This window comes from Burkholderia sp. AU33545 (assembly GCF_020419685.1).
Lineage (GTDB): Bacteria > Pseudomonadota > Gammaproteobacteria > Burkholderiales > Burkholderiaceae > Burkholderia > Burkholderia diffusa.
This window is the reverse complement of the sequence record NZ_JAIZRQ010000003.1, coordinates 829,420-850,066: the sequence shown is the minus strand read 5'-3', so window position 1 is coordinate 850,066 and position 20,647 is coordinate 829,420. Positions and strand designations below refer to the sequence as shown.

Sequence of the window (20,647 nt, the reverse complement as noted above, 5' to 3'; positions counted from 1 at the left end):
TTCATCCTCGCAGCGCAATAATTCCCCCGTCGATTTCCGTACGCGAAATCGACACCTCGAATTAAAAGGGGACAATTAATTGACCGGTAATTATGTGGCTTGCATATCCTTCCGCTCAAATTTCATTCGGCAATTTATTCTTGTAAAAAGCCGGGTCAAATCGCCAACTACGGGACGGGATCAAGATTGGGGAAATGACGAGGAATTGAATTGATTTCGGTCATTTTGAAAAGGCGCGTTAATTCGACCGGTTCGCCACGGCGGCCCGGTTCTATTGCTTGGACACTTGCCGCATGGACGCCGAACCCAAGCCTGACGGCCGTCGGCGGTGGGTGGCTACGCCCTGCGGGTCGTGTCACGCTGTTTGCGTTGCCCGAACGGAGGGCCGGCTTTTCCGATCATTGACCTGCGCCGGGCAAACAACTGACGAATCCCAAAAGCACAGCGAACTATAGAATCGATTTTATGGATTAACAAGTCGAAAACCCGGAATCGATTTGAGCGATAACTCGAACGCAATTTCCAAAATGAAACAAAACGTAACGGCGACATCACCCGCCTTGATTGGCACTAGAATCCAACAGCGCTTGTGCGCCACCTTCCAATAACGCAAACATTTCATTTCAGAATGAAAGGCCATTCATCGATCGTGATTTTCCTCGGCGCCTTGTTGCTGGGAATCGGCGGGTGCGGTACGTCCCCTACGCAGTCGGCGGCGCGCGCCGCGGTCGACAGCGCGCGCGCGGCGTATGGCGCGGGCGACTACGGACGCACGATCGCGATCCTGAGCCGGGCGAAAGAGATCGACGGGGCCGATACCGACACGCAGGTCTCCGCTCACAAGTTGCTCGCGTTCAGCTATTGCGTGACGAACCGCGTCGCGCAGTGCCGCGCCGAGTTCTCGAAGATTCTCGACCTCAACCCGCGCTTCGACTTGTCCCCCGCCGAGAAGGGACATCCGGTCTGGGGGCCCGCGTTCGAGTTCGCGCGCCGCAGACATGCGTCGTCATCCTGACCGAACCGGATTCCCCGCGAGCGTTTCCTTACCGAGCGACGTATGACATGCAACTGATCGTGATCGAACATGCCGGCGAGCCGGTCGAAAGCGACTCCTACGACGCCGTCGTGTTCCACCCGCCCGGCGGCACCATCGGCCGGGCGACCGACAACCATCTCGTGCTGCGCGACGACACCCGGCAGATTTCCCGGCTGCAGGCCCTGCTGCAGGTCGGTGACGATGCGTGCCTGCTGAAGAACCTGAGCAGCGTGTCGACGATCGAGGTGAACCGCGAGCCCGTCGGCTATGCACAGGAGCGCCCGCTCAATACCGGCGACATCATCCGCATCGGCCCGTACGTGCTGCGTGCCGAGCGTGACGACGGACATGAGGCGCCGGTCGTCGACATGCCCGCCGCCTCCAGCGCGAGCGCCGACCTGCGGCGCACGCCGGAAACCGCCGCACACGCGCACGTCGACGCGAAGACGACCGGCAACCGGTTGTGGGGCCTGCTGCAGGATCGTCTCGCTCCGCGCGGCAAGGCGGCGGACACAGGCACGCGATCCGGCACGTCAGCGCGCAGGGCCGCGGCGCAGCCCGCGAACCGCGCCACGCCGACCGCGCCATCGGCGCCATCGCAACGCGACCTGAATCAGTTGTCGACCGACCCGCTCGACTTGTTTGTCCAGTCGTCGCCCGATATCGGCGAATCGGGTTCGGCGTCACCGTCCGGACGCGGCAATGCGGATCGCGGCGCGTCGTCCGCGACGCAAGCCGACCATGCGCCCGAGTGGACGCAGCACGTGCGTGTGCAACCGGCGACGGCGCATGCCGAGCCACGTCCCGCCGACGAGCCTGCACCGCAGGCGAACCGCGCGCCGACACCCGATGAATTGCTGAACGCGTTCTTCGAAGGCGCCGGCCTCGATACCGCCGCCGAGTCGCATCAATGGTCGGCCGAGCAGCTGTACATCGCGGGGCAGTTGCTCGCGCTGTTCGCGAACGGCACGGTCGAGCTGCTGTCGTCGCGCAGCATCCTGAAGCGGGAGGTCAAGGCGCACATGACGATGCTGCTCGATCGCGAGAACAATCCGCTGAAGCTGCTGCCCGACGGCGGCGCCGTGCTGCGCCAGATGTTCGGGCTGCCGCTGCCGGGCTTCATGTCGCCGCAGAGCGCGGTCAGCGACGCGTTCCAGGATCTGCACGCGCACCAGATCGGCATGGTCGCCGGCATGCGCGCCGCGCTGATGGATCTGCTGACGCGCTTTTCACCGCAACGTCTGCGCGAGCGCGACGATGCGATGCGCTGGTACGAGAAGCGCGTGCCCGCGCTGTACAAGGCGAGGATGTGGGACCGCTACGCGGCGACGCATCGCGACACGGTGTTCGCGATCGAAGACGATTTTGCGTCGGTATTCGGCAAGGCGTTTCTCGCCGCGTACGACGCGGAGGTGGAAAGCTATCGCGGGAGCAGCCGGCATTGAGCGGCGGGCGTCGTATGTCCCGTGCTCGACGGGAACGACCGCCACTCCCGGGCGAAGCCGACTGCCAAGACTGCCATCGACGCAGAAATGACAAAGCCGGGCAGAACGCCCGGCCTTCGGCAACGCGACGGCGCGTGCGCGCCGCGCAAACGGCGGCACGCTCGCGCTCGAATGGTCGTCAGACCGCCATCACCGTCACCGACTTCGTGACGAGGTACGGTTCCAGCGCTTCCGGCCCGCCTTCCGACCCGTAGCCCGAATCCTTCACGCCGCCGAACGGCATTTCCGGCCACGGCGTCGCAGGCTGGTTGATCCACAGCATCCCGACTTCCAGGCGCTGCGTCAGCAGGTGCACGTTCGCGAACGAACGCGTGAACGCATAGCCGGCCAGCCCGAACGGCAGACGGTTGGCTTCGGCGATCGCGTCCTCGAGCTTGTCGAAACCGCGGATCGCCGCGACCGGGCCGAACGGCTCGTTGTTGAACACGTCCGCTTCGAGCGGCACGTTCGCGATCACGGTCGGCGCGAAGAAGTTGCCTTCCGAGCCGATCCGTTCGCCGCCGGTCTCGATGCTCGCGCCGACCTTGCGCGCGTTCTCGACGACCGACGCCATCGCGGTCAGCCGGCGCGGGTTCGCCAGCGCGCCGAGCGTCGTGCCTTCCTCGAGGCCGTTGCCGACCTTCAGCCCCTGCGCATGCTGGACCAGCGCGCGCGTGAATTCGTCGCGAATGCTGTTGTGCACGAGGAAACGCGTCGGCGAAATGCACACCTGGCCGGCGTTGCGGAACTTGGCGCCACCGGCGGCCTTCACCGCCAGCGCGACATCCGCGTCCTCGGCGACGATCACCGGCGCGTGGCCGCCCAGTTCCATCGTCGCGCGCTTCATGTGCTGGCCCGCGAGCGCCGCGAGCTGCTTGCCGACCGGCGTCGAGCCCGTGAACGTCACCTTGCGGATCACCGGGTGCGGAATCAGGTAAGACGAGATTTCGGCGGGATCGCCGTACACGAGACCGATCACACCGGCCGGCACGCCCGCGTCGACGAACGCGCGCAGCAGCGCGGCCGGCGACGCCGGCGTTTCTTCCGGCGCCTTCACGAGGAACGAGCAGCCGGTCGCGAGCGCAGCGCTCAGCTTGCGCACGACCTGGTTGACCGGGAAATTCCACGGCGTGAACGCCGCGACCGGACCGACCGGCTCCTTCACGACGGTCTGCTGCGCGCCGAGATTGCGCGGCGGGACGATCCGGCCATACACGCGGCGGCCTTCATCCGCGAACCATTCGATGATGTCGGCTGCCGACAGCACTTCGACACGCGCTTCCGTCAGCGGCTTGCCCTGCTCCTGCGTCATCAGCTGCGCGATCGTGTCGGCGCGCTCGCGCACCAGCGCGGCCGCCTTGCGCATCGTCGCCGCGCGCTCGTGCGCGGGCACCTTGCGCCATGCTTCGAAACCGCGCTGCGCCGCGGCCAGCGCGCGGTCGAGATCGGCGATGCCCGCGTGGGCCACCTTGCCGATCGTCTTGCCCGTCGCCGGGTTCACGACATCGATCGTCTTGCCGCTCGCGGCGTCGACCCACTCGCCGTCGATCAGCAGTTGTGTATCCGTATAAGTCACGTTAGCCATCCAGACACCCCAGTTTTGCGTTCGATAAAACGCGCGCTGCCGCGAACGGCCGCGCGCCGGTTGACAGAAAGCACTACGTTGCCGGACGCCCTGCACCCGGCAACGTTCGACGACGCGCACGCGGCGCGCATGCCCGTCGTCATCCGCCACGCACGGCCGCGCTCAGCGCGCAGCCGCCGTCGCCTTGCGGAGTTTCGCGACGTCCGCGGCCTGCACGGCCGGCGCGCCATTGTTCCAGCCGGCGCGCATGAACGTCAGCACGTCGGCGATCTGCTGGTCGTTCAGCTGATTCGCGAACGCCGGCATCGGATACGCGGACGGCACGCCGCCGATCACGAGCGACTCGCTGCCATTCAACGTCACGTTGATCAGCGACGATGCATCGGTCTCGAGCACGTTCGGATTGCCCGCGAGCGGTGCGAGCAGCGGCGCGTAGCCGCGACCGTCCGCGCCATGGCAATTCAAGCAGTAAGCGTTATACACCTTTGCGCCCGGATCGTTCGCCGGCCGGCCCAACGCGACCTGCGTCGGCTTCGGATCATAACGGTAAGGCGGCGCGCCCGTGCCACCCGCCGCCGGCAGCGATTTCAAATAGCGGGACATCGCCGCGAGATCGTCGTCGTTCAGTTCCTGCGTGCTGTGGTTGATCACGCTGACCATCGAGCCGAACGCGGTCGCATGCTGGTTCGCGCCGGTCTTCAGGAATTGCACGACATCCGCATCGCTCCATCGGCCGAGCCCGGTATTGTGCTCGCCGGTCAGGTTCGACGCGAACCAGTTGTCGATCGGCGCGCCCGACAGGAACGCCGAGCCGCTTTCGTCCAGCGCCTTCTCCTGGAAGCCGACGCCGCGCGGCGTATGGCACGACCCGCAATGCCCGAGTCCCTGCACGAGGTACGCGCCGCGGTTCCACATCGCATCCTTCGCCGGCTTGTCGGTATATGGCGCCGTGTCGAGGAACACCGCGTTCCACAGCGCCAGCGGCCAGCGCATGTTGAGCGGCCACGGAATGTCGGACGCACGGTTCGCCTGCTTCACCGGCTCGACGCCATGCATGAAGTACGCGTAAAGCGCCTTCACGTCGTCGTCGCGCAGCTTTGCGTACGACGGATACGGCATCGCCGGATACAGGTGATGGCCATCCTTCGCGACACCCGAGCGCAGCGCGCCCGCGAACTCGGCCTCCGTATAGCCGCCGATGCCCGTGTCCGGGTCGGGCGTGATGTTGGTCGTGTAGATCGCGCCCATCGGCGTGATCATCTTCAGGCCGCCGGCGAACGGCGCGCCGCGCGGCGCGGTGTGGCATGCCACGCAATCGCCGGCCTTCGCGAGATACGCGCCGCGTGCGAGCAGCGCGCTGTCGGCGGGCGCCGTTTGCGCGGCATGCGCCGCCGTGCCGGCCATCAGCGCGGACAGCGCGATCAACGATGCGCCAAGCGTGCGAGCGGCGCGATTCAGACTGTTCGGGGTGAGGTTTCGCATGTTCGTTCTCTCCCCTCAGGCCGTCTTCAGCTGGCTGCCGACCGGGAGCTTGCGCAGCCGCGTGCCGGTCGCCGCGAAGATCGCGTTGGACAGCGCCGCCGCGGTCGCAGCGGTGCCCGGTTCGCCGATTCCGCCCGGCGCCTCGGCGCTCTTCACGAGATGCACCTCGATCGGCGGCGTCTCGTTGATGCGCATCATCCGGTAGTCGGTGAAGTTGCTCTGCACGACGCGGCCATCCTCGATCGTGATCTCGCCATTCAGCGCGCCCGTGATCCCGAAGATGATGCCGCCCTGCACCTGCGCCTCGATCGTGCCCGGATTCACGGCCATCCCGCAGTCGACCGCGCACACGGCACGCTTGACCTGCACTTCGCCGCCCTCCACCGCGACATCGATGACGATCGAGAAGAAGCTGCCGAACGCGTGCATCACCGATACGCCGCGCCCTTGCCCCTTCGGCAGCGGCGCGCCCCATCCCGCCGCCTTCGTCGCGACGTCGAGCACGTTCAGCGCGCGCGGCGTCTTGCCGAGCAGCGCGCGGCGATATTGCACGGGATCGGTCTTGGTCTGCGCGGCGAGTTCGTCGATAAAGCTCTCGACGACGAAGGTGCTGCGCGTCGGGCCGACGCCGCGCCAGAATGCGGTCGGCACGTGACGCGGCTCCTGCCGCACGTAATCGATCAACTGGTTCGGCAGGTCGTACGGCAGGTCGGTCGCGACTTCGACCGCGTCGGGATCGACGCCGTCCTTGAACGCCGGCGGTGCGAAGCGCGCGAGGATCGACGAACCGACGATCCGGTGCTGCCACGCGACCGGTTTGCCGTTCGCGTCGAGGCCGGCCGAAATCCGGTCGTAGTAGTACGGCCGATACATGTCGTGCTGGATGTCTTCCTCGCGGGTCCAGACGACCTTCACCGGCGCGTTGACCTGCTTGGCGATCTTCACGGCCTGGCCGATCATGTCCGTTTCGAGTCGCCGGCCGAAACCGCCGCCGAGCAGGTGGTTGTGCACGACGATCTTCTCCGGCGGAAAGCTCGTGAGCCGCTGCACGGTGTCGACCGCGCGCGTCGGCACCTGCGTGCCGACCCAGATCTCGCAGCCGTCGCCGCGCACGTGCACCGTGCAGTTCACCGGCTCCATCGTTGCGTGCGCAAGGAGCGGCTGTTCGTAGACGGCGTCGATGCGGGTCTTCGCGCCAGCGAACGCGTGGCCGACGTCGCCGTCCTTGCGCGCGACCGCGCCCTTCCCGTTCGCGGCGGCCTGCGCGAGATCGGCGACGATGTCCTTGGTCGACACCTTCGCGCCCGCGCCTTCGTTCCACTTCACGACGAGCGCCGACGCGCCGCGCTTCGCGGCCCACGTGTGATCGCCGACCACAGCGACCGCGTTGTCCGCGCGCACGACCTGACGCACGCCCGGAATCTTCTTCGCGGCCGTATCGTCGACGCTCGCGACCGTGCCGCCGAACACCGGGCTGTTCACGATCACCGCGTACAGCATGCCGGGCAGACGCACGTCGAGCCCGAACTGCGCGGTGCCGTCGACCTTCTCCGGCGAATCGAGCCGCTTCACCGGCTTGCCGATCAGCTTGAAATCGGCCGGCTGCTTCAGCGCGACGTCCTTCGGCACCGGCAGCTTCGACGCGGCGTCCGCGAGCTGGCCGTACGATGCGCGCCGGCCGCTCGGGAGATGTTGCACTTCGCCGTTTTCCGCCCGGCAGGTAGCCGGATCGACGCTCCATTGCTTCGCCGCCGCGGAAACCAGCAGCGTGCGCGCGGTCGCACCCGCGCGGCGCAGCGGTTCCCACGCGTAGCGCACCGACGTCGAGCCGCCCGTCAACTGGCCGCCGAGCAGCGGATCGAGGAACAGCTTCTCGTTGGGCGGCGCATGGTCGAGCGTGACGTTCGACAGCGGCACTTCGAGCTCCTCGGCGATCAGCATCGGCAGCGCCGTGTAGACGCCTTGCCCCATCTCGACCTTCGGCATCACCAGCGTGACCTTGCCGCTGCGGTCGATCTGCACGAACGCGTTCGGTGCGAATACGCCGGCGCGCGCACTTTCGTCCGCATCGCCGCCGATCACCGAGCGCCGTGCGTCATCGCCCGCCGCCGGCATGCTGAAACCGAGCAGCAAGCCGCCGCCCGCCGCCGCGCCGAGCGACATGCCCGCCTTCAGAAACGAACGGCGCGACATGCCGGCGCCGGCCGCTTGCCCGGCGACCTTGCCTGCTTCGATCAGTCCTCGCGACATGTCACGCTCCCTTCGCGGCTTGCTTGACGGCCGCGCGAATCCGGTTGTACGTGCCGCAGCGGCAGATGTTGCCGGCCATTGCCGCGTCGATGTCGGCGTCGCTCGGGTTCGGGTTCGACGCGATCAGCGCCGTGGCCGCCATCACCTGCCCGGACTGGCAGTAGCCGCACTGGACGACGTCGAGCTCGCGCCACGCTTCCTGAACCTTCTGTCCGGCCGGCGTCGCGCCGACGGCTTCGATCGTCGTGATCCTGCGGCCCGCGACGGCCGCGACGGGCAGCACGCACGAGCGCGCGGCAACGCCGTCGAGATGGACGGTGCACGCGCCGCATTGCGCGATCCCGCAGCCGAATTTCGTGCCGGTCAGGCCCACGACGTCACGCAGGACCCACAGCAGGGGCATGTCGTCGGGGGCGTCGACCGTGCGGTTCTCGCCGTTGATGTTGAGGGTGACCATTCAGACTCCGGGGCCGGTGTATTGGGGAAGCGGCGCGAACGATCCGCTGCGCCGCATTGTCGTTGTCATTGCCGTCGCGTCATGCGTGACGGTTGCCGCGCGGCCCGGGCTCGAGCGAGCCGCGACGACGGTGCCGCGCCGTCACTCGGCCACGTCGATGCCCGACAGCACCTTGATGACGGGCGGCGCCGCGAACCAGTCGGCCGACTTCACGCGGAATTCGGTGAAATGCGGGCTGGCGAGATGCGCGTCGAACGCGGCCTGGTCGTCGTAGATCTCGTACAGGTGCAGGTTCGGCGAACCGTCCTGCTCGCGGAACAGGTCGTAGCGCCGGTTGCCCGGTTCGACGCGCGTCTTGGCGACCATGCTGCGCAATTCGGCCTCGGCGGCCTGCGCGTGTTCGGGTTTCAGGAACAGGGAAGCAATCACGTGAAGCGCCATCTTGTCACTCCTTTCGAAACGGAATCGAGCATGCCACAAGCTGGCGTCTCGCGACGCCAGCGTGCAATCGTCGTGTGTCGTCTTGCGCCGGTGTCAGGCCAGTTCGTCCGGACCCACGCGCACGACGACCTTGCCGAAATTCTTGCCGGCGAGCAAGCCGATCAGTGCTTGCGGTGCTTCGGCGAGGTCGGGGACCACATCTTCGAGCGTCTTCACCTTGCCCTGCGCGACCCACTCGCTCATCTCCTTCAGGAACGGCGCATAGCCGGTCGCATAGTGATCCAGAATGATGAACCCCTGCATGCGGATGCGCTTGCGCAGGATCGTGCCCATCAGCGCCGGCACGCGGTCGCGGCCGCTCGATACCGCGGTGTCGTCGTACGCCGCGTCGTTGTAATGCGCGATGATTCCGCACACCGGCACGCGCGCATGATCGTTGAGCAGCGGCCACACCGCGTCGAACACGGCACCGCCGACGTTCTCGAAATAGACGTCGATGCCGTTCGGGCAGGCGGCCTTCAGTTTCTCTGCGAATTGCGGATCGCGGTGATCGACGCACGCGTCGAAGCCGAGCGTGTCCTTCACGTATGCGACCTTGTTTGCGCCGCCCGCGACGCCGACCACGCGGCAGCCCTTCAGCTTCGCGATCTGGCCGACCACCGCGCCGACGGCCCCGCTCGCGGCGGCCACGACCACGGTTTCGCCCGCCTTCGGCTCGCCGATCTTCAGCAGCCCGGTGTACGCGGTGAACCCCGGCATGCCGAGCACGCCGAGCGCATGCGACGGATGCGGGAAGTCGCGGCCGAGCGCAATGAGGTCGCTGCCGTCGGACAGCGAATAGTCCTGCCAGCCGCCGCCCGCGACGACCAGGTCGCCTTCGCGATACGCGGGCAGGTTCGATGCCACGACACGGCTGACCGTGCCGCCGACCATTACGTCGCCTAGCTGGACCGGCGGTGCATACGACGGCGCGTCGCTCATCCGGCCGCGCATGTACGGGTCGAGCGACAGCCAGACCGTGCGCAACAGCACCTGACCGGCGCCGGGCACCGGCACGTCGAGGGTCTCGGTACGGAAGTCGTTCGGGGTGGGCGCGCCGACCGGGCGCGCGTTCAGGATGATTCTGCGGTTTGCTGCCTTGCTTTGCGGCATGGGAACCTCCGTCAACAGGAAGGGACGTGCACCGGGCACGATCGGATCAACTTGGACAACCTTGATGCGAGGCTGCGGGCCATGCCGACCAGTCGGCCGGCGGAGCCGCAGCCTCGCGGGTAAAGCAACGGGATTTCAGTGTAAGTAGACCAGTCGTCTAGTATTCACCCAAAAAACAAGGCGCGCCTGCGCGCGCCCACGTCACGACTGCGCTCCGTCCGGCTCGAAGGACGGCAGGTTCAGCATCCGCCGTGTTTCGAGCATCGCGCGTTCGAGCGGTTTGCGGTTCCGGTGAATCTTCTCCAGCAGCGTCGCACCCAGCCACAGCTCGTAAAGGATCGCTGCCGTATGCGCCGGATCGTCGACGCCGCTCAGCGAACCGTCGGCCAGCCCGGCCTCGATCCCGCCCGCGAGCCGCTCGATGATCTGGCCGGTGCCGCGCCGCAGCACCGCGCGCATTGCCTCCGACAGATCGGACACTTCCGCGCCGAGCTTCACCGCGAGGCACTTGCCTTCCGGATCGTCCGCGCACTGCGTGTGCAGCCAGTTGCCCCAGTACGTCATCAGGCGTTGCGCGCCCGTGCCGGCCTGACGGCCGAGCAGGTTGTCGAGATGCTCGAGATAGCCTTCGAAATACGATTCGAGCAGCGCCTCGCCGAACGCCTCCTTCGAGCCGAAGTAATGGTAGAACGAGCCCTTCGGGATGCCCGCCGCGGCGAGAATCTCGTTCAGACCGACCGCCGAAAACCCCTTGTGGAGCATGATCGGCTTCGCGATATTCAGAATGTGCTGGCGGACTTCCGCGCCTGAAGATGCATTCATGATGGCGTATCTTAGCAACGATTAGACCGGTCGTCTAGCAACGTCGAGCCGGCGAGTTGAGCGGCACTTTACCCGAATCGCACCGCGTCGCGGATGCGTTATCGCCGTATCGTGGCGCCCATGTCACGCGGGTTTGGGAGCGCGCTTCCTCGCGACCGGTTTCGCCGCACGCAGGCTGCCGCCCGCCGGCCGACCGGGCGCCCTGCGCACGGGGGCGCGTGATGCGCGTTCCGCACGCAATGCGTCGAGCTCACCAACATACGCGGCATTGGCCGCGCGGGCGCCGTCGAGCTGGCCTTCAAGCACCCCGCAGCGGTGCTGCGTGTCGGCCAATTGCGCCTGCAGCGCCGCGAGATCCTTGCGGTGCTGCGTATCGCGCTGTTCGGCGCGCGTCGCGGCCGCATCGAGTTCCTTTTGAACGCGCGCGGCCGCGAGCCGTTCGCGGTCGATCTCCTGAAGCGCCCGTTTCTCCGATGCTCGCAAGCGTTCCTCCGCCCGGCCCGCGTCGTCGCGCAGCCGGTCGAGCTGCGACGTGAAATCGGCGCGCGCTTGCGCCAGCGCACGATCGGCGTCTGCATTGTCGGACTTCAGCCGTTCGACTTCCGCCTGCAGCGCGCGGTGCGACGCTTCGTCGGCCGCCCTTGCCTGCTCGAGCTCCTGGATGCGCACCTGGGCCGCCAGCAACGCGCTCGTGCGGTGCTCCAGCGCGGTTTCGGTACGGGACAGGTCGGTTTGCAATGCAGCGACCTCCGCCTTCGCCGCCGCTCGTTCGGCTTCGACTTCGGCGCGCAGTGCATCGAGCGCTGCGGCGGCATCGGCAGTCGAGCGACTCCACAACGCGGCGACGAGCTCGCCGGCCGCAGCCTGCAGGTCAGCCGGCAAGTCGGGATGCTCGATGCGCACACGACTCTTCTCCCGCAACTCGGCCCAGAACTCGCCGAGAACCGCAGTCGGCGTGCTCATGCTGCCCTTGCGCACGAGCTGGTACAGGCGGTTTGCGGTGGGCGTGATGCCGAAGCGGAAGAACATCAATGCGCAGACCTCGCGATACAGCTCGCGGGTTTTCGGGAAATCGGCCTTCAGGCGGTCGATTTCGGCGATCAGGCGGGATTCGTCGGCAGCGAGGTCGGACATGGCAGGTTGCGTCGATAATTTCGTGAATAATATAACGTAAACCGTTAAATATCCAATCATCAGTCGCGGTTGATTTGACATTATTTCTATAATGTTGAGATCAATGGTCGGCGGTCCGCGTTTGGCATCGCGGTGCGCAGTTGGTCACTTCGCCGTCCCCCTCACCTGGTCGCCCGGCAAGACGCCGCTGCAACGATCCCGAAAAACCGCTTACCTTTCGAAATTGAAAGGTGGTCGCCCTGTTTTGCCGGTGCACCGATGAAAAATGGAAGGGCGGCGCCGGCGAATACTAGGTGCCGATGATGCGCACGCTGCCGCTCACAAGCAGGCAGCGTCGCTCATCGCGCTTCGGCGCTCCATTGAGCGGCCTACCTCGATGGCGCGATAGCGTCATGCGGTGCCGCCGAATGCACTACCAAATGGACGCGCGCTGTAATTTTTTCAGCGAGATCGAAAGCGATGCGCGTCGTCGTTGCTCGCCGCGCTCGCGATCGGCGCACTCGTGATCCGCACCGGCAGAGGGCTCATCCGGCGCGGCTGTGCGTCGTGGCCGGCATTGGCCGGCATTGGCCGATTGCGCGTATCGCTCGACGCGAGGGTCGTGAACGCGGGCCGCCGCGCCGGCCGTTGACCCGCCGATACTCCGGAATGAAGAAGAGGCTCGCGCGGTGCGAGCCTCGTTTGCATGATGTCGCCATCACCGTGTCGCGCGCAACGCATCGGCCGATGCCGACGTGTCGCCGGGCGAACGCATCCGTTGCCGATGCGGCGGCTTCGACTGCGCCGCTTACCCGAGCGGCACGACACTCCCGAGCAGGATCCGCACGAGCGTCGCCTGGCGCGTGACGCCCGTCTTCGAGAAGATCGCACGCAGGTGCGTGCGCGCCGTGTTCTTGCTGATTCCCGATTCGTCCGCGGCCTCCTCCAGCGTCAGCCCGTTGGTCAACAGCAGCGCGAGCGACGTCTCGGCCGGCGTCAGGTCGAACAGCTTGCGGATGATCTCCTGCGCGCCCTGCGGCTTGCGGTCGGGGTCGCGCAGAAACAGCGTGACAGCCGGCCGGCGCTTGTTGTCCTCCGACCAGTCGGACAGCAGCACGGTGCGCACCAGCAGCCCGAGACGCGGCTTGTCGAAACTGCGCGTGATCGGCATCGCCTCGACGGTCGCCGCAGCCGTGCCGTGATGTCCCATCACCGCGTGGCGGATCAGCCGCTTGAGCGTGCGGTTCTCCTGCGCATCGGTCGCCTCGATCGTGCCGCGCGCAATCGTCAGACCATTGTTCTGCTTCAGGATATCGTCGGCGACGCTGTTCATGTCGATGATCGTGCCGTTCTCGTCGAGCGTGATCGTGCCGATCTGCATCCGGTTGATCGCGTTCGCATAGATCGACCGCTCTACCTCGGCCGTGTCGAGCCGCGAATGGAGCTCGACCGCGCGCTTCAGGTGCGGCAGCAGCAGCGCGCAGATCGCCTTGTCGCGCGCGGAGAACTGCTTCGACGCATGGTTGCGGCACACGCGGAACCGGCACTCGACACCCGACGGCGTGCGCAGGTCCGCGCCGAGGATGTAGCGCACGTCCTGCGGCTTCAGGAACTGCTTGTACAGCTCGCTCGACAGCCAGCCCGTATCGCCGAACACGTCGTCGACCGTGACCACGCGATCGGCCGGCAGGCCGACGAACGGGTCGAGCGAATAGTAGTAGTTGTTGTACGACGCCTCGCCGTCACCCGGCACGACAGGGCCGTATTCCGACGCGTGCACGGACAGCGGCGCGCGGCGGTCGCTCGCAGCGGCGCGCAGGATCAGCGTCACGTAGTTGGCCTGCAGCAACCGGCGAACCAGCTCGAGCGCCCCCGCCCACGGCGGCGTTTCCAACGGTCCCTGGTAGATGCGCGCCATCAGCTCGCTGAAATCCGCGACGCCGATGCCGGCCTCCTCACTTGTTGACTGGCTCTCTTGCGGAGCCCATCTCGTCTCCATCAGCACGCTCCATCCTCCATGCAACTTGTATTCGGTGCGATTCATCCGCGCCGCCATGATTAAGACTCGTCTTAATTCCGGCGTCATCGGGACATTCACTGAATGGTGAGCTTTGGCCAATCGGACGCGCGAACCATCGTCCGATCGGATGATGTGGCGCCCTGCCCGCTGCGCTGGAATGCCCGTCAAGCCGTGCCGACAAGCGTCCGGCGCGGGCTCAGGGAAAACCGCGATGCGGGTTTACCTGATTCAGACCGCATCCGATTCAGACAGGAGTTCCAATGCCGCTCGACCCTCAGGCGCAGGCGCTGCTCGCCGCGCTCGCCCAAGCGCCCGCGATCGATTTCGATCAACTGACCGTGCCCGCGTACCGCGCGAGCCTCGCCGGAGGCAGCGCGTTCGCGCCCGGCGACGCGATTGCCGCCGAAGAGGACTGGCAGATCCCGGCACCGGGTCGTCAGTTATCCGCACGACTGTATCGGCCCGATGCCGACGGGCCGTTGCCGCTGACCGTGTTTTTCCACGGCGGCGGCTTCGTCGCGTGCGGTATCGACTCGCACGCGAACGTATGCCGCAGTCTTGCCAGACGGGCGCGCACGCTCGTGCTGTCGGTCGATTACCGGCTCGCGCCCGAAGCGCGCTTCCCGGCGGCCGCACAGGACGCATGCGATGCCGTGCGCTGGGCCGCCGCCAGTGCGCACGATCTCGGCGCGCGCGCCGGTGCGATCGCCGTGGCCGGCGATAGCGCCGGCGGCAACCTGGCCGCGGCCGCCGCATTGCAGTTGCGCGGCTCGGGCATCGCGATCGCGCACCAGTTGCTGCTGTATCCGGTCGTCGATTGCGCGACCGAGCATCCGTCGTACGAATCGCTCGGTGAAGGCTATTTCCTGACGGCGGACGCGATGCGCTGGTTCAAGCGCCAGTATTTCGACGACGGCGCCGACCGCGCATCGCCGCTCGCGAGCCCGCTCGCGGTGGCGGACCTGTCGGGCGCGGCGCCGGCCACGATCGTGAGCGCGGAATTCGATCCGTTGCGCGACGAGGCCGAAGCGTATGCACTGCGTCTCGCGCAGGCCGGCACGCCGGTCTCGCTCGTGCGCTGGCCGGGCCAGCTGCACGGGTTCGCGAGCATGCTCGGCGCGGTCGACGCGGCCGATCGCGTGCTGACCTTCGGCGCCGACGCGCTGCGCCGCGCATTCGATGCGACGGAGGCGCAATGACGCTCGCCACCACGCCGGAAATCGTCGACGAGCTGCGCGCCGGACGGATGGTCCTGCTCGTCGACGAAGAGGATCGCGAAAACGAAGGCGACCTCGTGATCGCCGCCGATCACGTGACGCCCGACGCGATCAACTTCATGGCGCGCTTCGGGCGCGGGCTGATCTGCCTGACGCTGACCGCCGAGCGCTGCGAGCAACTGCGCCTGCCGCCGATGGCGGACCACAACGGCACGCCGTTCGGCACCGCGTTCACCGTCAGCATCGAGGCGGCCGAAGGCGTGACGACCGGCATTTCCGCGGCCGATCGGGCGCGGACGATCCGCGCGGCGGTCCGTGCGGGCGCGCGCCCCGACGATCTCGTGCAGCCCGGCCACGTGTTTCCGATCGCCGCGCGCCCGGGCGGCGTGCTGGTGCGAGCCGGGCACACCGAGGCCGGCTGCGATCTCGCGGCGCTTGCCGGGCTCACGCCCGCGTCGGTGATCTGCGAGGTGATGAGCGACGACGGCACGATGGCGCGGCTGCCGGAGCTGAAGACGTTCGCCGCGCATCATGGGCTGAAGATCGGCACGATCGCGGACCTGATTCATTACCGCCGCGAGCACGAGTCGCTCGTCGAACGTGTCGGCGAACGGCCGCTGCATACGCCGTGGGGCCGGTTCCGCGCGATCGAGTATCGCGACACCGTGCACGGCGCGCCGCATCTCGCGCTGGTGCGAGGCGAGCCCGATCCGTCGACGCCCGTGCTGACGCGCGTGCACGAATGCCATTCGCTGCTCGACCTGCTCGACGCGGAACCGTCCGCGCATTCATGGCCGCTGCACGCGGCGCTGCAGCGGATCGATGCGGCCGGCTGCGGCGTCGCGGTGCTGCTCGACTGCGACATGCGCGGCGACGCGATGCGAACGCCCGCCGGCCACGCACGCCGCGACGGCCGCGTGACGGGGATCGGATCGCAGATCCTGCGTGACCTCGGCGTACGACGGCTGAACGTGCTGTCGAGCCCGTTCCGGCTGCCGGCGCTGTCGGGGCACGACCTGGAAATCATGGCGTTCATCCCGCTCGGCGACGACGATCCGGAAAGTGCGCGCGCCGCCCACGCCAGCCCGCTGCGGGCGGCGTGATGCCGGGCTGACGAGCGCGCTCCGCCCGCCCTTTTACCGACCCGCGGGTGTCCGCCTGACAGGCTATCGTTTGTTTTTATGAATTACAGTCTCGGGTTTGTATTTTGACGATACATACCATAGACTGTATTTTTCGATTACAAGCGATCGCCTGTCATTTCGCGGAGAGCCCATGCCATTCCCGGTCCAGACCTTGAGCCAGTTGCGCCCGATCCTCGTCGGCTTCCGGAAGTCGGCGGGGCTCACGCAGGCGCAGCTCGCCGCCCGCCTCGGCGTGACGCAACAGTCGTACGCGCAGCTCGAAGCCAATCCGTCCGCGGTCAGCATCGAACGGCTTTTCAAGGTGCTGAACGTGCTCGGTGTTCGCCTGACGCTCGTGCCGGGCACCCCGGACGACACAACGGTGCCCGACGACTCCACGCCAGCGCTCAAGCGCGCACCGGCCGCACGCGGCCGCTCGCCCGGTTCGTCGGATGTGCCGGCTCGCCCGCCGGCCGCCGCGAAGGCTCCATCCGCCGCCGCGCGGAAACGGTCTGCCGCGGCGACACCCGGCAAGTCTCGGAACCCCACGCGGGAGGACTGGTGACGATGGCCCGCCGTCCCCGCCACGACCGCCTCGACCTGTGGATGAACGGCATCCCGGTCGGATACTGGGAAGTCCGGCGCGGCATCGAGCGCCTCGTCTACCTGCCGGCATGGGTCGACGATCCGCAAGGGCGTCCGCTGTCGCTGTCGCTGCCGTTCACGCCGGGCAACCAGCCGCACCAGGGCGCGATCGTCGCCGATTACTTCGACAACCTGCTGCCGGACAGCCAGCCGATCCGCCGCCGCATCGCGCAGCGCTACCGGCTCGGGTCGACGGCGCCGTTCGAACTGCTCGCGTCGATCGGCCGCGATTGCGTCGGGGCGCTGCAGTTACTGCCGCCGGACGAAACCCCGATCGACCTCGAATCGATCGACGGCACCGTGCTCGACGACGCGGCCGTGGCCGACGTGCTGCGCCACGCAACCGCCGCGCCGCTGCCCGGCCAAGCGGAGCCGGATGGCGAGCTGCGCCTGTCGATCGCCGGCGCGCAGGAAAAGACCGCGCTGCTGCGCGACGGCAAGCGCTGGCTGCTGCCGGCGGGCAGCACACCGACCACGCACATCTTCAAGCTGCCGCTGGGGCGTGTCGGAAACATGCAGGCCGACATGCGCACGTCGGTCGAGAACGAATGGCTGTGCTCGAAGATCGTCGCCGCATACGGCCTGCCCGTCGCCGCGTGCGATATCGGCCGGTTCGACGACCAGAAGGCGCTGATCGTCGAGCGCTTCGACCGCCGCCCGTCCCGCGACGGCACGTGGATCCTGCGGCTGCCGCAGGAGGACATGTGCCAGGCGACCGGCACGCCGTCGGGCGCCAAATACGAATCCGACGGCGGCCCGGGCATCGCGACGATCATGGGCATCCTCGCGAATTCCGCCGATGCCGCGCAGGACCGCAGGAATTTCTTCGTCACACAGCTCGTCTTCTGGGTGCTCGCGGCCATCGACGGCCACGCGAAGAATTTCAGCATCGCGCATCTGCCGGGCAATACGTATCGCAGCACGCCGCTGTACGACGTGCTGTCCGCGCACCCGATCATCGGCACGCGACGCAACCAGCTGCCGCCACGACGCGCACGGCTCGCGATGGCCGTATGCGGGAAGAATCGCCATTACGTGATCGGCGACATCCAGCCGCGTCACTGGATCGCGCAAGGCGCGCGCGTCGGTCTGACCGAACACGACGTGCGCGCGGCCATGGCCGATGTGGCCGCGCGCACCGAACCGGTGATCGCCGCCGTCGCGTCGGGGATTCCGGCGGATTTCCCGGCGGACGTGGCCGATGCGATCTTCGACGGGATGCGTCGTCAGGCACGCAAGCTGGGTACGGCCGAGTAGGCGGTGCGGGCGCGGCCCGGCGGCGGGTCATCCACGTGGACGATGCCGCCCCGCACCGACTCGGCACAATGGTCGCCGTGCCCCTTCCCGACGCCCGCCCGACATGGAACCCGCCACGATCGATACCGCATTCAGCCCGCTGCAGATCGGTCCGCTGACGCTGCGCAACCGCCTGATCAAATCCGCGACCAACGAAGGGATGACGCCGAATGGCGTGCCGTCGCGCGCGCTCGTCGGGTTTCATGAGCGTATCGCCGCAGGCGGCGCCGCGCTGACGACCGTCGCGTATTGCGCGGTCAGCGACGATGGCCGCACGTTCGTCGACCAGGCGCGGCTCGATGCGCCGACGGTCCGGCAATTCCGCGCGCTGACCGACGCGGTCCATCGTCACGGCGCGGCGGCGTCCGCGCAGATCACGCATGGCGGCTGCTTCACGTTCCTGCCGTCGCTGTCGACGAAACGACCGTTGAGCGCATCCGGCGGCTTCAACAAGGTCGGCGTGATGAGTGGCCGTTTCCTGAAGCAGGCGATGACGCGCGACCAGATGACCGCGATCGCCGACGAATTTGCACGAGCGGCGCGACATGCGCGCGACGCGGGCTTCGACGCGGTCGAGATCCACATGGGCCACGGTTATCTACTGAGCCAGTTCCTGTCGCCGCTGTACAACCGTCGTCGCGACGCGTACGGCGGCGATGCGGCGCGCCGCGCGGCGTTTCCCATCGAGGTGCTGGGCCGCGTGCTCGACGCCGTCGGCCGCGATCTCGCCGTGGTCTGCAAGATCGGCGTGACCGAAGGCGTGCGCGGCGGCGGAACCGCCGACGACGCGTGCGAGATCGCGCGGCGGCTCGAGGCCGAGGGTGCACACCTGCTGGTACTGAGCGGCGGGATGAACGTCGAGTCGGTGTGGCAGCTGTTCGGCAGCCCGCTGCCCGGCGATGCGCGCGCGAACGCCGACAACGCGATCGTGCGTGCGGCGATGACGCTGCAGAAGCTCACCGAGCCGAGGATGGGCGCATTTCGGGAGATGTATTTCCTCGAGCATTCGAAGCAGGTGCGAGCGGCCGTCCGGATGCCGCTCGCGTATCTCGGCGGTGTGCGTTCCCGCGAGAACGTCGCGCTGGCGATGCGCGAAGGATTCGACGCGGTGGCGCTCGCTCGCGCGCTCGTGTTCGAGCCGGACTTCGTGAACGAGCTGCACGGCGGCCGGCTCGCGCAGTCGGGCTGCACGTCATGCAACCGCTGCGTCGTGTCGATGTACACGCCGGGTGGTACCGCGTGCGTGCTCAAGCCGCCGAACGACCCGGCGCCGAACCGCGTGCCGGCCGTGGGCGCTTGAGGTTACGCAAAGGCTGATTCCCCGGTCACGATCGTGCGCCTGCCGCTCAGCCGGCGTCGCGGGCGCGGGCCAGCGCCGCGAGGTTCCCTTCCCCGAATCCGTGGTGCCCCTGCCGCTGCACGATCTCGAAGAAGATCTCGCCGGGCCGGCGCTTGACGAAGGTCTGGAAGAACAGGCGCGGCACGCCATCGCTGCCGATCTCGCCATCGACCAGCACGGCGCGGCGGCGCAGCGCGTCGAGATCGACGCCGTGCCCCGGCAGCCGCGCATCGACTTCGTCGTAATAGCGCGCCGGCGGCTCGATGAATTCGACGCCGTTCACGCGCAGCGCATCGACGCTCGCCAGGATGTCGTCGGTCGACAGCGCAACGTGCTGAACGCCTTCACCCGGGTGGTCGGGCAGATACGCGTGCATCAGTTCGGTGCGCCGCGTGCCTTCCTCGTAGACCGGAATCCGCACCGCGCCGCAAGGTGACACCATCACGCGCGATTCTTCCGACACATGCCAGTGCGCGTCGATTTCGTGGATTTCGCGGAAGTGCAGCAGGTCGTGATAGAAGTCGAGCCACTCGCGCATGCGCCCCGCGCCGACCGTCTGCGTGAAGTGGTCGACCTGCTGCAGGCCCGTGCCGACGCAGTCGACATCGGTATGCGCGGTCGCGATGTCGATCGGCCGGAAATCGATGTCGAAGATCGAGATGTCGCCGACGCCGCCGCGCTGACCGTCCCGCCCGCGCCAGCGGTCGACGAAATAGAGGTGCGAATCGCCGATCCCCTGGATCGCGGGAATCTTCAGCTCGCCGACCCCGATCCGCTCGCCCTCGAACGCCCACGCGCCGAGCTCGATCGCACGCTCGAACGCGCGGCGCGCGCTGGCCACGCGCAGCCCGATCGCGCAGACGCCCATCCCGTATTCCTCTGCATAGCGCGCGGCGAACGAATCGGGCTCGGCATTGATCAGGAACTGCATCTGTCCTTGCCGGTACAGCGTGACGTTCTTGCTCACATGGCGCGCGATCGCCTTGAACCCGAGCTGCTCGAAGCGTTGCGCAAGCGCGTCCGGCACCGGTGCCGCGAACTCGACGAATTCGAGTCCGGCCATCCCGAGCGGATTGGCAGCCGGATCGGCAACGGGCGGCGTATCGCTGGACAGGGGGTGGGAATTGCCGGGCATTCCAGTCTCCGGGGGCATGCGGTCGATGGGGATGACGCCCGGCGCGCGC

17 protein-coding genes and 1 pseudogene are annotated in these 20,647 nt (G+C 67.4%); 8 read left to right on the top strand and 10 right to left on the bottom strand.

Annotated elements, in window-relative coordinates; all coding sequences use genetic code 11:
- Positions 1 to 628 precede the first annotated feature (628 nt).
- Positions 629 to 1,015, top strand: coding sequence for a TssQ family T6SS-associated lipoprotein (locus LGM71_RS13780; RefSeq protein WP_151047934.1), 387 nt, complete (start codon positions 629 to 631; stop codon positions 1,013 to 1,015).
- 47 nt (positions 1,016 to 1,062) lie between these two features.
- Complete coding sequence (gene tagH / locus LGM71_RS13775) at positions 1,063 to 2,481, top strand: type VI secretion system-associated FHA domain protein TagH (RefSeq protein WP_226115118.1); 1,419 nt, start codon at positions 1,063 to 1,065, stop codon at positions 2,479 to 2,481.
- A gap of 178 nt (positions 2,482 to 2,659) precedes the next feature.
- Here the strand turns inward: tagH and LGM71_RS13770 are convergent, their stop codons facing one another.
- From LGM71_RS13770 to LGM71_RS13735, 8 genes are all read right to left on the bottom strand, one after another.
- Positions 2,660 to 4,105, bottom strand: coding sequence for an NAD-dependent succinate-semialdehyde dehydrogenase (locus LGM71_RS13770; RefSeq protein ID WP_060024796.1), 1,446 nt, complete (start codon positions 4,103 to 4,105; stop codon positions 2,660 to 2,662).
- A 162-nt stretch (positions 4,106 to 4,267) separates the two neighbouring features.
- Positions 4,268 to 5,587 carry a c-type cytochrome gene (locus LGM71_RS13765; RefSeq protein WP_175815536.1) on the bottom strand — a complete coding sequence of 440 codons (1,320 nt, stop codon included), beginning with the start codon at positions 5,585 to 5,587 and terminating at the stop codon, positions 4,268 to 4,270.
- A 15-nt stretch (positions 5,588 to 5,602) separates the two neighbouring features.
- Positions 5,603 to 7,837 carry a xanthine dehydrogenase family protein molybdopterin-binding subunit gene (locus LGM71_RS13760; RefSeq protein ID WP_226115117.1) on the bottom strand — a complete coding sequence of 745 codons (2,235 nt, stop codon included), beginning with the start codon at positions 7,835 to 7,837 and terminating at the stop codon, positions 5,603 to 5,605.
- A 1-nt stretch (position 7,838) separates the two neighbouring features.
- Complete coding sequence (locus LGM71_RS13755; protein WP_059525474.1) at positions 7,839 to 8,294, bottom strand: (2Fe-2S)-binding protein; 456 nt, start codon at positions 8,292 to 8,294, stop codon at positions 7,839 to 7,841.
- Between the two features lie 141 nt (positions 8,295 to 8,435).
- A complete protein-coding gene (locus LGM71_RS13750) occupies positions 8,436 to 8,735 on the bottom strand; it encodes a putative quinol monooxygenase (RefSeq protein ID WP_044843118.1) in 300 nt (99 codons plus the stop codon).
- A 93-nt stretch (positions 8,736 to 8,828) separates the two neighbouring features.
- Positions 8,829 to 9,887 carry an NADP-dependent oxidoreductase gene (locus LGM71_RS13745; RefSeq protein WP_226115116.1) on the bottom strand — a complete coding sequence of 353 codons (1,059 nt, stop codon included), beginning with the start codon at positions 9,885 to 9,887 and terminating at the stop codon, positions 8,829 to 8,831.
- A 201-nt stretch (positions 9,888 to 10,088) separates the two neighbouring features.
- Positions 10,089 to 10,709: a TetR/AcrR family transcriptional regulator gene (locus LGM71_RS13740; RefSeq protein ID WP_059599458.1), complete on the bottom strand. Its 621-nt coding sequence runs from the start codon at positions 10,707 to 10,709 to the stop codon at positions 10,089 to 10,091.
- Positions 10,710 to 10,832: 123 nt separating this feature from the next.
- Positions 10,833 to 11,843 carry a DNA-binding protein gene (locus LGM71_RS13735; protein WP_124900900.1) on the bottom strand — a complete coding sequence of 337 codons (1,011 nt, stop codon included), beginning with the start codon at positions 11,841 to 11,843 and terminating at the stop codon, positions 10,833 to 10,835.
- A 475-nt stretch (positions 11,844 to 12,318) separates the two neighbouring features.
- Here LGM71_RS13735 and LGM71_RS33400 point away from each other — a divergent pair.
- A pseudogene (locus tag LGM71_RS33400) lies at positions 12,319 to 12,448 on the top strand (cation transporter); the annotation flags it as partial.
- A gap of 182 nt (positions 12,449 to 12,630) precedes the next feature.
- Here LGM71_RS33400 and LGM71_RS13730 read toward each other — a convergent pair.
- The gene (locus tag LGM71_RS13730) at positions 12,631 to 13,821 is read right to left on the bottom strand and encodes a helix-turn-helix transcriptional regulator (RefSeq protein WP_226115115.1); all 1,191 of its coding nucleotides are present in this window, start codon (positions 13,819 to 13,821) and stop codon (positions 12,631 to 12,633) included.
- A gap of 281 nt (positions 13,822 to 14,102) precedes the next feature.
- Between LGM71_RS13730 and LGM71_RS13725 the strand changes: the two genes are divergently transcribed.
- From LGM71_RS13725 to LGM71_RS13705, 5 genes are all read left to right on the top strand, one after another.
- Positions 14,103 to 15,041, top strand: coding sequence for an alpha/beta hydrolase (locus tag LGM71_RS13725; RefSeq protein WP_226115114.1), 939 nt, complete (start codon positions 14,103 to 14,105; stop codon positions 15,039 to 15,041).
- Positions 15,038 to 16,162, top strand: a complete 1,125-nt coding sequence (ribBA, locus tag LGM71_RS13720; RefSeq protein WP_059599455.1) for a bifunctional 3,4-dihydroxy-2-butanone-4-phosphate synthase/GTP cyclohydrolase II — start codon at positions 15,038 to 15,040, stop codon at positions 16,160 to 16,162. Before LGM71_RS13725 ends, ribBA begins: the two co-directional genes overlap by 4 nt.
- Before the next feature lie 172 nt (positions 16,163 to 16,334).
- Positions 16,335 to 16,748, top strand: a complete 414-nt coding sequence (locus tag LGM71_RS13715; RefSeq protein WP_124623999.1) for a helix-turn-helix domain-containing protein — start codon at positions 16,335 to 16,337, stop codon at positions 16,746 to 16,748.
- Positions 16,749 to 16,750: 2 nt separating this feature from the next.
- Complete coding sequence (locus LGM71_RS13710) at positions 16,751 to 18,085, top strand: type II toxin-antitoxin system HipA family toxin (RefSeq protein ID WP_226115113.1); 1,335 nt, start codon at positions 16,751 to 16,753, stop codon at positions 18,083 to 18,085.
- A 103-nt stretch (positions 18,086 to 18,188) separates the two neighbouring features.
- Positions 18,189 to 19,424 carry an NADH:flavin oxidoreductase gene (locus tag LGM71_RS13705; protein ID WP_226115112.1) on the top strand — a complete coding sequence of 412 codons (1,236 nt, stop codon included), beginning with the start codon at positions 18,189 to 18,191 and terminating at the stop codon, positions 19,422 to 19,424.
- Between the two features lie 46 nt (positions 19,425 to 19,470).
- On the opposite strand, the gene LGM71_RS13700 is transcribed toward LGM71_RS13705, so the two are convergent.
- On the bottom strand, positions 19,471 to 20,598 hold the full coding sequence (locus LGM71_RS13700) for a 4-hydroxyphenylpyruvate dioxygenase family protein (RefSeq protein WP_226115111.1): 1,128 nt from the start codon (positions 20,596 to 20,598) through the stop codon (positions 19,471 to 19,473).
- Positions 20,599 to 20,647 lie beyond the last annotated feature (49 nt).

Excerpts from the sequence above, each read along its gene's own strand:
- LGM71_RS13780 (WP_151047934.1), top strand. The coding sequence starts at position 629 with ATGAAAGGCCATTCATCGATCGTGATTTTCCTCGGCGCCTTGTTGCTG.
- tagH (WP_226115118.1), top strand. The coding sequence starts at position 1,063 with ATGCAACTGATCGTGATCGAACATGCCGGCGAGCCGGTCGAAAGCGAC.
- LGM71_RS13770 (WP_060024796.1), bottom strand. The coding sequence starts at position 4,105 with ATGGCTAACGTGACTTATACGGATACACAACTGCTGATCGACGGCGAG.
- LGM71_RS13765 (WP_175815536.1), bottom strand. The coding sequence starts at position 5,587 with ATGCGAAACCTCACCCCGAACAGTCTGAATCGCGCCGCTCGCACGCTT.
- LGM71_RS13760 (WP_226115117.1), bottom strand. The coding sequence starts at position 7,837 with ATGTCGCGAGGACTGATCGAAGCAGGCAAGGTCGCCGGGCAAGCGGCC.
- LGM71_RS13755 (WP_059525474.1), bottom strand. The coding sequence starts at position 8,294 with ATGGTCACCCTCAACATCAACGGCGAGAACCGCACGGTCGACGCCCCC.
- LGM71_RS13750 (WP_044843118.1), bottom strand. The coding sequence starts at position 8,735 with ATGGCGCTTCACGTGATTGCTTCCCTGTTCCTGAAACCCGAACACGCG.
- LGM71_RS13745 (WP_226115116.1), bottom strand. The coding sequence starts at position 9,887 with ATGCCGCAAAGCAAGGCAGCAAACCGCAGAATCATCCTGAACGCGCGC.
- LGM71_RS13740 (WP_059599458.1), bottom strand. The coding sequence starts at position 10,709 with ATGAATGCATCTTCAGGCGCGGAAGTCCGCCAGCACATTCTGAATATC.
- LGM71_RS13735 (WP_124900900.1), bottom strand. The coding sequence starts at position 11,843 with ATGTCCGACCTCGCTGCCGACGAATCCCGCCTGATCGCCGAAATCGAC.
- LGM71_RS13730 (WP_226115115.1), bottom strand. The coding sequence starts at position 13,821 with ATGGAGACGAGATGGGCTCCGCAAGAGAGCCAGTCAACAAGTGAGGAG.
- LGM71_RS13725 (WP_226115114.1), top strand. The coding sequence starts at position 14,103 with ATGCCGCTCGACCCTCAGGCGCAGGCGCTGCTCGCCGCGCTCGCCCAA.
- ribBA (WP_059599455.1), top strand. The coding sequence starts at position 15,038 with ATGACGCTCGCCACCACGCCGGAAATCGTCGACGAGCTGCGCGCCGGA.
- LGM71_RS13715 (WP_124623999.1), top strand. The coding sequence starts at position 16,335 with ATGCCATTCCCGGTCCAGACCTTGAGCCAGTTGCGCCCGATCCTCGTC.
- LGM71_RS13710 (WP_226115113.1), top strand. The coding sequence starts at position 16,751 with ATGGCCCGCCGTCCCCGCCACGACCGCCTCGACCTGTGGATGAACGGC.
- LGM71_RS13705 (WP_226115112.1), top strand. The coding sequence starts at position 18,189 with ATGGAACCCGCCACGATCGATACCGCATTCAGCCCGCTGCAGATCGGT.
- LGM71_RS13700 (WP_226115111.1), bottom strand. The coding sequence starts at position 20,598 with ATGCCCGGCAATTCCCACCCCCTGTCCAGCGATACGCCGCCCGTTGCC.